The 10,629-nt window shown below is 69.7% G+C and carries 10 protein-coding genes; 7 read left to right on the plus strand and 3 right to left on the minus strand.

The features are described from left to right. Nucleotides 1-128: 128 nt before the first annotated feature. On the plus strand, nucleotides 129-767 hold the full coding sequence (locus ACWEVO_RS05235; protein WP_452306314.1) for a hypothetical protein: 639 nt from the start codon (nucleotides 129-131) through the stop codon (nucleotides 765-767). A gap of 142 nt (nucleotides 768-909) precedes the next feature. On the opposite strand, the gene ACWEVO_RS05240 is transcribed toward ACWEVO_RS05235, so the two are convergent. Then, nucleotides 910-1,563, minus strand: a complete 654-nt coding sequence (locus ACWEVO_RS05240; RefSeq protein WP_452306315.1) for a Type 1 glutamine amidotransferase-like domain-containing protein — start codon at nucleotides 1,561-1,563, stop codon at nucleotides 910-912. A gap of 277 nt (nucleotides 1,564-1,840) precedes the next feature. On the opposite strand from ACWEVO_RS05240, the gene ACWEVO_RS05245 reads away from it, so the two are divergent. The 4 genes from ACWEVO_RS05245 (at nucleotide 1,841) to ACWEVO_RS05260 (ending at nucleotide 6,268) form a co-directional block, all read left to right on the plus strand. Beyond that, nucleotides 1,841-3,766, plus strand: a complete 1,926-nt coding sequence (locus tag ACWEVO_RS05245; RefSeq protein ID WP_452306316.1) for a prolyl oligopeptidase family serine peptidase — start codon at nucleotides 1,841-1,843, stop codon at nucleotides 3,764-3,766. Nucleotides 3,767-3,892: 126 nt separating this feature from the next. Continuing rightward, complete coding sequence (locus ACWEVO_RS05250; protein WP_452306317.1) at nucleotides 3,893-4,423, plus strand: GNAT family N-acetyltransferase; 531 nt, start codon at nucleotides 3,893-3,895, stop codon at nucleotides 4,421-4,423. Between the two features lie 289 nt (nucleotides 4,424-4,712). After that, nucleotides 4,713-5,585: a DUF1152 domain-containing protein gene (locus tag ACWEVO_RS05255; protein ID WP_452306318.1), complete on the plus strand. Its 873-nt coding sequence runs from the start codon at nucleotides 4,713-4,715 to the stop codon at nucleotides 5,583-5,585. A gap of 401 nt (nucleotides 5,586-5,986) precedes the next feature. Beyond that, complete coding sequence (locus tag ACWEVO_RS05260) at nucleotides 5,987-6,268, plus strand: hypothetical protein (protein WP_452306319.1); 282 nt, start codon at nucleotides 5,987-5,989, stop codon at nucleotides 6,266-6,268. A 236-nt stretch (nucleotides 6,269-6,504) separates the two neighbouring features. On the opposite strand, the gene tnpB is transcribed toward ACWEVO_RS05260, so the two are convergent. After that, complete coding sequence (gene tnpB, locus ACWEVO_RS05265; RefSeq protein ID WP_452306320.1) at nucleotides 6,505-7,893, minus strand: IS607 family element RNA-guided endonuclease TnpB; 1,389 nt, start codon at nucleotides 7,891-7,893, stop codon at nucleotides 6,505-6,507. Nucleotides 7,894-8,043: 150 nt separating this feature from the next. On the opposite strand from tnpB, the gene ACWEVO_RS05270 reads away from it, so the two are divergent. Then, complete coding sequence (locus ACWEVO_RS05270) at nucleotides 8,044-8,535, plus strand: NUDIX domain-containing protein (protein WP_452306321.1); 492 nt, start codon at nucleotides 8,044-8,046, stop codon at nucleotides 8,533-8,535. Nucleotides 8,536-8,565: 30 nt separating this feature from the next. On the opposite strand, the gene ACWEVO_RS05275 is transcribed toward ACWEVO_RS05270, so the two are convergent. Further along, nucleotides 8,566-9,210, minus strand: a complete 645-nt coding sequence (locus tag ACWEVO_RS05275; protein WP_452306322.1) for a hypothetical protein — start codon at nucleotides 9,208-9,210, stop codon at nucleotides 8,566-8,568. Nucleotides 9,211-9,438: 228 nt separating this feature from the next. Between ACWEVO_RS05275 and ACWEVO_RS05280 the strand changes: the two genes are divergently transcribed. Then, entirely contained in the window at nucleotides 9,439-10,578 is a 1,140-nt protein-coding gene (locus ACWEVO_RS05280; RefSeq protein ID WP_452306323.1) for a glycerophosphodiester phosphodiesterase family protein, read from the plus strand. Nucleotides 10,579-10,629: the final 51 nt, after the last annotated feature.

Raw genomic sequence — 10,629 nt, forward strand, 5'->3', positions numbered from 1 at the left:
AAGGCATGCACTCCTCTCGGCACGAGCGTGCGGCGCAACCTGTCGGGCGACGGCGAGAGAACCTAACGCCCGGTCGGCCAGATCCGGATGCCCCCAGATGCGAAACAGGTTCCTGGGATCATGGCAGCGTGGCGGGATTCGGTTTTAAGACGTCGTGGTTGGCTGTCCGAGATCGGGCCCTCGGGGAGGTCGCCGATGCGCTTGGTTTGCACGACCGGGAGGTCCTCGACTGGGCTACCGGCACCGACCGGGCCTACCGGCACGGCGTGTACGTGGCCGCGCCGGTGCCAGGCTGGACCTTCGCCCACGGTCGGCTGCATATGCCGGCGGGTTTCGACGCGACCGAGCCGGCCTTCCCCGATTGGCTGAGGGAGCTGAGCCGGTGCCTGGGCGAGGTGCAGTTCTTCGCCACCGAACGGGTCCCGGACTATCACGCCTGGGCCTGGGCCCGGGATGGTGAGCTGTTGCGCGCCTACTGCTGGGTCGGCGAGCGAGGTGAGGTGCCGCTGTTCGTCGGTGATCCGACGGCTGACGAAATTGAACTGGGCATCGGCATTCGCGGTATGGAGCCCGGGCGGGAACACTGGTCGGACGATGAGTGGACAGCCTGGTACGACACAACGCCGTCCGAGTTCGACGTGATGGCGATGGCCGGTCGATGGAGCATCGACCCGAGCTGGATCGACGACGCCACCGTGACGGCGACCGGCGTTTACGGGCTACCGCCGTCGGTTTCTAACCCGTCTCGCAGCGACAACCCAGCTTGAAGTGGTCGGTCTCGCGTTGCCCACTCTTACGCACTCTCATCGGCACGAGCGTGCGGCGCAACCCGTAGGGCGACGGTGGGGAAACCTAGCGCCCGGTCGGCCATGAGCGGGCGCTTCGCCACACCGATCACTTTGGCCGCGGCTACGCGGGAAACAGCCTCCAGTGCCCCTCGGAGACGACCTCCACGGTGCCGTCGGTCACCTTGATGGCCGTCTGGTCGTCGATCGCGTACGCCGGACCCGCGATCTCGGCCGCCCATCTCTCGGCACCAGCCATGGTGTTGTCCGGCTCGAGACCTAGGTGCGGAAAGATCGAGAAGTCGACGACCCCCAGTGTGCGGTCGTCGGGCGCGGACTGCCACTCGACGAAGTCCGCACCGATCCGGGGGGTCAGCACCATGCTCCCAGCACTCAACCCCACCCAGACGGTGTCCCGCAGCGACGGCAGGAGGTCCGCCAACCCGGACTGCCGCATCCAGTGGCACAGGTACGTCGCATCGCCGCCGGCCACGAGCATGACGTCAGCCTCCCGGACCCAGGGGACCCACCGCTCCTCACCGATGCTGGGCAGCGCTGTCAGCTCAAGGACGCCCAGCGACTTCCAGCCCAGGCCGCACATGGGTAGCGGCGTCTGACCGGTGATGAAGCGCCAGGCCGAGGCTGGCCCGCCCATGGGGTGGCACGCCGTAGGGATGCAGAGGGCACTGGAGTCGGCGATGGGCTTGCCCAGCAGGTCGACCAGCGTGTCGCGGATGCTCGGATTCTGGACGCCCGCAGATGTGAGAAGAAGCTTCACGCTTGCCTCCTGTACGTAACGGTCATGACGCTCTCCCGAGAGTCGGGAGAGCGGGTGCACGGGAATACAGACTGGGCACCGTAACGAAACTCATCGCCGTTGCGACCCCTCAAGCCCTCCACACGCACGTCGACAGATGCGAGCATTCGATCAAGCAGAGATCGTTTCCTCCCGGCGTTGTCGGTCGAGATTGGTACGGCCCGCGAGGACGCCGCTGCCATGCTGCGGCTCGCGGCAGCGGTTGGCCGCCGTAGTAGTTGATCGATACTGTGCCTCGGTGGCCCGTGCACAGCTCACCGCCGAGTCGGTGGTTGATGGTCGTGTTCCGCAGGCACTGGCGCTGTCGCCCGACGGCAAGTGGGTCGCTTACGTGGTCGCCCCGGTCGGGCGGGCTGGTGATCACCCCGTGAGTGAGCTCTGGGTCGCCGCCGTCGGCGGGACTGTGTCTCCGCGACGATTGACCTGCGGTGAGGCGTGCGATTCAGCGCCGCTGTGGGCTGCGGATTCGCTGTTGATCTATTTTCTCTCCGACCGGGCCGAGCGCGGTACGGCGCAACTGCACCGGGTGGGGCTGTTCGACGGTGTCGTGGAGGCGGTCACGTGCTGGGCCGGTGGGGTGTCCGGGCACCTCCCACTGGCCGAACCGGACCTCGTCGCCGTCATCGCAGCCGATGAACCGTCCGCCGAGGACGAACGCCGGGACAGGGAGCGTGACGACGCTCGGGTGTGGGGTGAAGGCGTACGCCCGGACCGGCTGCGGCTGGTCGACGTACGGAGCAGCGAGATCCGGACACCGGATGCGTTCGGCGATCGCCATGTCGTCGAGGTGGCCCAGCGACCCGGCGATGGAATCCTGGCGGTACTGACCTGGTCGACTCCCGACGTGGACCCGGGCCTGGCGGAGCCCGGTATCCACCTCCTCGATCCGGACAGCGGCGTGACGCGGGACCTCGGCCCGGCCGCGGCGGACGCGTCGTCGCTCGTCTGGTGGCCCGCCGACGACGGCTGGCACCTGGCATATGTCGCGAAGACTCCACCCGCTCTGGTGGGCGGACACGCGGTTCTCGATGTCGCCGTGCCGATGAGGGGGCCGGTGGGCGAGCATCGTAACCTGACCGCCGGCACGACCGCCTGTCCGAGCAGCCTGGTTCAGGTCGACGCCGGTCTGCCGCTGGTGCTGGTCGCCGACGGCCTCGACACCGCGATCCACCGGCTCGATCCGGCCGGGCCCAACCTCGCCGAGATGTCCCGGGTCGACGGCCTCGCGACGTCGTTGACCACGAGCCGGGACGGTGAGGCCGTCGCGGCCGTGGTGAGCACGTCCTACGAGCCCGGAAACGTCCACGCCGGCCCTACTTGCGGGCCACTGACGAGCCTGACCGATCTCAGGCCCGAACTCCGCGACATCCGGTGGGGTGTCCAGGAACGCTTGTCGTACGAGGCATCCGACGGGCTGGCCTTGGACGGTCTGCTGATCCTGCCCGCCGGCCGGTCCCACAAGGAGGGGCCGTTTCCGCTGGTAACTCTCGTTCACGGCGGCCCGTACGAACGGCACGCCGACCGACTCCAGCTTGGCTGGCACCCGTCCGGCCAGTGGCTGGCGACCGCGGGCTACGCCGTGTTTCTGCCGAACCCGCGCGGCGGCCGAGGGCACGGCCACGACTTCGCGGTGCGCGTCGCCGGGGCGGTTGGCCTGGACGAGTGGACCGACATCTGTGCCGGCATCGACCTGCTCATCGCCGACGGCGTCGCCGACCCCGACCGGCTGGGCATCGGCGGCTGGAGCCACGGCGGTTTCATGGCCGCATGGGCGGTCGGGCAGACGGACCGGTTCAAGGCCGCCGTGATGGGCGCCGGAATCAGCGACTGGGGAATGGTCGCCGCAACCGGAGAGCAGGGGCCGTTCGAGGCTGCCCTCGGCGGCAGCAGCGGCTGGGAAGGAACAGGTCCACACCGCCACGACCGGCTCAGCCCGGTCTCGTACGCCTCCAAGGTCCGCACGCCGGTGCTCATCCTGCACGGCGAGAACGACAGCAACGTTCCGGTGTCACAGGCGGAGTTCTACCACCGCGCGCTGCGCAGGTTCGGGGTCGAGCACGAGTACGTCGTCTATCCCCGGGAGAACCACTCGATCCGCGAACGCAACCACCAACTCGACGTGCTCCGCCGCACCCGCGCGTGGTTCGATCGGTGGCTCGGATGACCCAACGGCCGACCGCCACGACTACCGCGGCAGGCCAGACCACCTATTCCAGAAGCGGGGCGGCAAGCAGCGGCAAGCGTTGACGCCGTAGCTGGCCGTTGCTCGGCGCTGACTAGATTTGGTCGCATGCGCACCATCGCGAGCGACCGCCTCCTGCTGCGCCCCTGGCGCGATGAGGACGCCGACTTCCTTCTGGATCTCGAGTCGCGCTGGGAGGTCGTGCGATTCCTGGGCGCGCAGCCCACGATCATGAACAACCGGGAGGATGCCCTCGCCTCGATCACACGCCGATGCGCCATCGACGACCCGATCCACGGGATCTGGGCCATCACCACAGCGGCGGACGGCCGGCTGGTGGGAAACCTCCTGCTCAAGCCGATTCCCCTGTCGGCCGGGGAACCGGCTGGCGGGCCGACCGATGTCGAGATCGGCTGGCACCTGCACCCGGACGCCTGGGGGCACGGCTATGCCACCGAAGCAGCGGCGGCGGTCCTGGACGACGCGTTCAGCCGGGGTCTGACGAGGGCCATCGCGGTCACGGATCCGGACAACCGTGCCTCCCAGGCCGTCTGCAGGCGGCTCGGCATGACGCACCTCGGCCGGACGACGAGGTACTACGACACCCCGAACGAACTCTTCGAGAAGCTGGCCAGCTGATCGGCAAAGACCGCCACGAGCTGTCTCCGCCGTTTACCTGGGGTGACGCGGCGCCTCCGACGCCGACGCACACGATCAGCGGCATGTGCGTACGCCCGATCGCTGTTGTCCGTTGCGGGTGGGCCACGGAAGCTTGGATCGCCGGGTCGTGGCTGATCATTGAGCGGTGATGAACCCTGCGGCCCTGCCGGCCGACCCCGGTGTGTTCTCGTTGGCCGTTCCGCCGCTGTTCGTCGCGCTGGCGCCAGCGCGGAGCATCCTCATAGCCGGAGCGGGCGGAGGGTTCGACGTGTACGCCGGCCTGCCCTTGGCGTTCGCCCTGTGGCGCGGCGGCGCACAGGTCCACCTGGCCAGCCTGTCCTTCTCCCAGCTCGAATTGATGGACCGGGACGCGTGGGTGGCGGAGGACGTCGCGGCAGTGCGGCCGGGCACTACCAGCCCGGACTGGTACTTCCCCGAACGGACGCTCGCCCGGTGGCTGGCGACTCAGGAGCTGCCGTCGACCGTGTACGCCTTTCCGCCTCTCGGTGTCCAGCCGTTACGGGCGGCGTACCGGCACCTGGTCGAACAACTCGACATCGATGCGGTCGTGCTGGTCGACGGCGGCACCGATGTCCTGCTGCGCGGCGACGAAAGCGATCTCGGCACCCCGGTGGAGGACATCACCAGCCTGGCCGCCGTGGCCGCGCTGGACGTGCCGGTCAAGCTGGTGACCAGTCTCGGCTTCGGTATCGACGCCTACGACGGCGTCAACCACGTCCAGGTGCTGGAGAACCTCGCCGCACTCGACCGCGACGGCGGCTACCTCGGCGCCCTGTCCATCCCCGGTTCCAGCCGTGAGGCGGCGCTGTACCGCGAAGCTGTCGCCGACGCTCAGGCCGCTACCCCGGACCGGCCGAGCATCGTCCAAGGACAAATCGCCGCCGCCACCAGCGGCGCGTTCGGAGACGTCCGGTTTACCCGGCGCACCGGCGGGGGCGACCTGTTCGTCAACCCGCTGATGGCGATCTACTTCACCGTCGACCTAGACAAGCTCGCCGCGCGATGCCTGTACCTCGACCGCATCGAGCACACCATCGGCAGGCGACAGGTCATCACGCGCATCCAAGCGTTCCGCGACGAACTCCTCAGCGCACGGATCCCGCGCGCGTTTCCCCACTGAGCGTCCGGACGGCGGCAGATTCGGGTATTCGATTGTCCGCCACTGGAGACTATGAGCTCGGCTGGTCCAGCGCCCCTCTTGCGTCGGGGCGTTCCGACGCGTTCTGACCCGGGTTGACTCGTTCGTCATGCTGGAACCGGAAGCTCACGCCCCCACCACTCGAGGAGGACCTGTGCGCAAGCGGGCCAAGGCTGCCGCCATCCTTTTCGGGCTCGGCGTCGGCGCCACGGTCGGTCCGTCTCTCGGGTCTGCCGCCGTCTGGTCCGGCGTCGCGATCGCCGCGCTCGGCATCGCGCTGTCCCTGGTCGGTACGACAGAATCCGATCTCGTCGGGGACGGCCTGGTGGACGGCGACGAGGACGCCGGGCCGGCGGGCGACGGGGCGACCACAGGAACCACGGTTGCCGCGGAACGACGACGGAACCGGCAGGCCAACCCTCAGCGGCCTGGGCACCCGGGTAGAACAGCTCCTCAAACTCGCCGAGGAGCAGGCCGACGATCACCGCGCCAAGGCGCGGCTCGACGCCGAGGGGATCGTGACCGCCGCCCGACGGGAGGTGGAGGCGATCCTGAACCGCGCGCACGAACAGGCGGCCGGGATCAGCGGCGCCCGCCGGGACCTGTTTCCGGTACCGCCCACCCGGGCGGCGTTACCGGACGAAGATCCCGGCCCTAATGCCTGACCGGAGCGGAGCCGCCGGGCGGATCCCGGCTGGCAGGCGGCCCGCCGAAGACCGACCGGCGTAGCCGGATGCGGAAGGCCGTAGCGGATGCACTCCGGGGGGGTTTGGAGTTGTTATGCCCGGACCAGCGGCGCGCCCTCTCATCGGCCCGAGGGACGCCGCGACGCCCGACCAGCGGCAGATCCGGACGTCTGCGCGCCCCTTCGGCTGGAGCGGGCCTGTCCTACCGTTACCTGTCAGTGCGCTCTAGCGACTGATCGGCATGTCCCGCCTTGCGGTGGGACGGTCCCGGTCTTGTCCGCGTGGGCGGTGCCGGGTTGACGCTTCATGGCCACCGGCCCGCCGGGGCGGGTCTTACGGTCGGCTCCACGTCCTGCCACCGGGCCACTCCCGGCGGTGGTGACGGTGACTTCATGCGCGAGGGCGGCGAGGTTACGGGCGGCGTTCAGGTCCCGATCGAGGACCAAACCGCAAGAGTCGCAGAGGTAGGTTCGGACACGCAGCGGCAGTTTGGCTTTCACCGCACCGCAGTCCGAGCAGGTTTTGCTGGAGGGATACCAGCGGTCGGCGACGATCCGCCGGCCACCGTTCCACGACGTCTTGTAGCCCACCTGCCGGCGGATCTCGGCGAAGCCGGCATCCGCGATGCGTCGGGCCAGCCGCCGGTTGGCCAGCATGCCGGCCACGTGGAGGTCTTCGACCACGATCGTGCCGTACTCGCGGGCCAGCCCGGTGGTGAGCTTGTGCAGGTTGTCACGGCGCAGGTTCGCTACCCGCGCATGCGCGCGGGCGACTTGCCGGCGGGCGCGTTCCCACCGATTCGAGGGCCGCCGGCCGGTGCGCCGGTCCGGGCCGAGCCGCCGGGACAGCCGCCGGGACAGCCGCCGCATCCGCTGGCCGGCCTCGTCCAGATGCCGCGGGTTGGGCACCATCTCACCGGTGGACAACACCGCCAGATGGCTGATCCCCACATCAACACCGACCACCGCCCGCGGCCGCCTCGGGATGCGCTCGACCCGCTCGACCTCGACGCAGAACGCGACCTGCCACCGCCCGCCGTCCCGGCGCACCGTCGCCGACAGGATCCGAGCCGTGCCTGCCTCGATACGGCGGGCGAGCTTGCGGGCGGACTCGTGCAGCTTGAGCCGGCCCAGCCGGGGCAGCACCACATGCTTACGGTCGGGCTCCACCCGGATCGCCCCGGTGGTGAACCGGACGCTGGGGGTGCTGCGGCGGCGGGACTTGAACCGCGGGAATCCGACTCGCCGCCCCTTCCGCTTGCCTGCCCGGGAGTCGGACCAGTTCTTCAACCCGCGGGCCAGGTTGTCCAGGCCGGTGTTGAACGCCTCTTTGGAGCACTCCGGCCACCACGGCGCCACCTGCGCCTTCGCCTGGTTCCACGCCTTGCGCAACGCGGCGCGATTCCACCCGAGGGCCGGAGTCAGCAACTGCTCAGGAACACCGTAGCTGCGTTCGGCGGCGCGCTGGTCCATGACGGCCTTCACCCTGGCCAGGCCCCAGTTGTACGCCACCCTGGCCGCGCCCGCATGCGCCAACACCGACCGCTCCTGCAACGGCGTCAGGTCCAGAGCGAACCGGTACGCCTGCATGCTGCGCACACCCACCCCCCCCACTCACCCCCTTCGGGATCAGTGTTGGCGATGGGTACGACACTCCCGCAGCCCCTCGCCCAAACACCGCACTAGAACGCGTCTCTGCCGCCTGAAGAACACTCCCTTGGCAGCAGTTGACACCCCCTGTGCTCTGATCCCTCCATGCATGTCGTCGTCACAGGCGCACTCGTGGAAAACGGCGCGGTCCTGCTGGTACACCGCAGCCCGACCCGCCGGGCATACCCAGATCTCTGGGATCTGCCCGGGGGACACGTCGAAGCGGGTGAGTCGGAGCTCCAAGCCCTCGCGCGGGAGATGCGCGAGGAGGTGGGTGTTCACATTGTGGCGGAGTCCGCCTCACGGTTGGGCGACTGGCATGCCGGCAGTGGCGAGGACGCCGTTCACGTGGGCGTCTGGCAGATCGGCGACTGGGTCGGCTCTCCCACCAACCGTGCACCTGACGAGCATGACGACATCGCATGGGTCGGGATCAGCGAACTGGGCGACCGTCCCCTCGCGCATGGCGGCTTGGCGGCATTGCTGCATTCTCGGCCTGAGCCCGACCGGCTGCCTCGCCGCGACGAAGCACACACAGCCGCATCGCCGAGCGGCCCGGAGACTCATCGCTGCTCATCGGCAGAGCCGGATGGCTGAAGCCCTGGGGTCCGACCCGACCTCCGAGCCCTACTGCGGCCGTCCGCCCTGCGGCTGTTGGGGCCAGGGCTGCCCGACGGTCCCGTACTCCGGTGCGGTGGTAGCCGGCGGATACTGCGGCGACCCGGCCGGCGGGTGGGGCTGGTACCCCTGGTTGGGCTGGGCTCCCGGGCTGGGCGCCAGGGCCGTGACCTGCTCGGCGAAGCGCTGGTGCGCGCGCCGCACGTGGAGGGTGTTGCCATCGTTCGACACGTACCCGGAGGCGATCGAACCGCTGCTGGCCGTACTGGCCACACCGAGCCCGGCGATGACCAGCAGCACGAAGACCAGCACGATCGGCCCGGCGCTCGCGTCGTTCGAGGGCATCAGGGCGGAGAGTGCGACCGCGCCGACGACCGCGAGCAGCACCAGACCGGTGCCGGTGAGCAGCCGGCGGGTGCGCAACCTGCCGCAGTCGGCGCAGAAGGGCCAGGTCGGGGCCTTGACCCGCTTCTGCAGTACGGCGGCGACGATCGCGAACGGCAGCACTCCGAACAGGAGCAGGATGTAGGCCCATTTGGGTGTGTAGGACCGGAAGACAGTCTTCCGCTTTCGGGTGGCAGGTTGACCGTGCCGGGCACAGATTTCGGGTACGGCCCCGGCGGTGACCGCGTGGGCGGGGAGATCGACTGTCATGGCAGCTCCAAGGGGCCTGGCGGCGCGGATGGCGGCAGGGCTGCGGTACCCGAGATAGGCGCCGGACAATCCCCGGTGGGAGCACCGACGCGGGACGTTCCGCGACGGGTAGGCCGAGCTGCATCTCCGTTAGGGTCGGACAGGAGCCGGAGGCGTCGGCCCCGTTGCGAGGAGTTCTGGATGAGCACGAGTCCGTCATCGAGGCCGGCCCTCCGTCCAGGACCGGCGGTGGCGCCGGTTCCGCGGGCGGCCACGACACCGCCGGCCAGCGCTGGCGGCGGCCACGCCGCGACGTACGCGCACCGCGGGTCGTCCGGGATGGCGCCGGAGAACACCGCGGCCGCGTTCGAGCTGGCGATCGCTGAGGGCGCCGACTACGTCGAGACGGATGTGCAGCTCAGCGCCGACGGGGAGCTGGTGATCATCCACGATGTGACGCTGGCCCGCACGACCGACGCCCGGCTGGCGTTTCCGGACCGCGCGCCCTGGAACGTGCACGATTTCACCGTCGCAGAGCTGCGGAAACTCGACGCCGGCGGGTGGTACGACGGCGAGTTCAGCGGTCAGCGCATCCTCACCTTCGACGAACTGCTGGACCTGCTCGGCGGCCGGGTCGGCCTGAACCTTGAGCTGAAGTCGCCCGATGTGAATCCCGGGCTAGCGGCTGCCGTCGCCGCGCGGCTGCGGCGGCGCCCCGAGTGGATCACATCGGCCGCGCCGCTGATCGTGGGGTCCTTCGATGAGCAGGCCGTTCGGGACTTCCACGCGCAGCTGCCCGATGTCCCGGTCTCGCTGATCACCTACGACGTGCCGGCGGGCGGGAAGCTGACGGACCTCGCCGGGTGGATCTTCTCGGTCAACCCGGACGTCCGGCGGTTGCGGTCCGAGGACGCGGCCCGGGTCATCGAGGCGGGCATGGCGCTCGTGCCGTGGACGGTCGACTCGCCGCAGCTCTGGCGGTGGGCGCTGGACCTGGGCGTCGAGGGCATGATCACCAACTATCCGTCCGCGCTGAAGGACATGCTGCAGGGCCGCGACCGGGTGCCCGGTGCGGCGGGCGTGGTCATGGAGGAGATCAGCTACCACTCCCCCGGCGACCACGTGGTGCTGCGCAACGTCTCTGACCGGCCGGTGGACGTCTCCGGCTGGTACCTGCGTAACCAGGCGTCCGACCGGATCATGGTGGGCGACGGCTACGTGATTCCACCGGGTGGGCTGCTGCGCGTGCACACCGGTCCGGGTGACGACGACGCGACCGCCTACCACAACGGGCGCACCACCGGGTTCTGGAACGGCAGGAACGGCGACTCCGCCGGGTTGCGCCGTGCCGACGGCACCCTCGTGGACCTGTACGCGTACGTCATCTGAGCCGACGTAGGCCGCGCCCCCGTGATCAACGAAGCGGGGCCAGCTCCGTCG

Source organism: Micromonospora sp. NPDC003776, from assembly GCF_053605645.1.

Coding starts and splice junctions, on each gene's coding strand:
- ACWEVO_RS05250 (WP_452306317.1), top strand. CDS start 3,893: ATGCGCACCATCGCGAGCGACCGCCTCCTGCTGCGCCCCTGGCGCGAT.
- ACWEVO_RS05270 (WP_452306321.1), top strand. CDS start 8,044: ATGCATGTCGTCGTCACAGGCGCACTCGTGGAAAACGGCGCGGTCCTG.
- ACWEVO_RS05275 (WP_452306322.1), bottom strand. CDS start 9,210: ATGACAGTCGATCTCCCCGCCCACGCGGTCACCGCCGGGGCCGTACCC.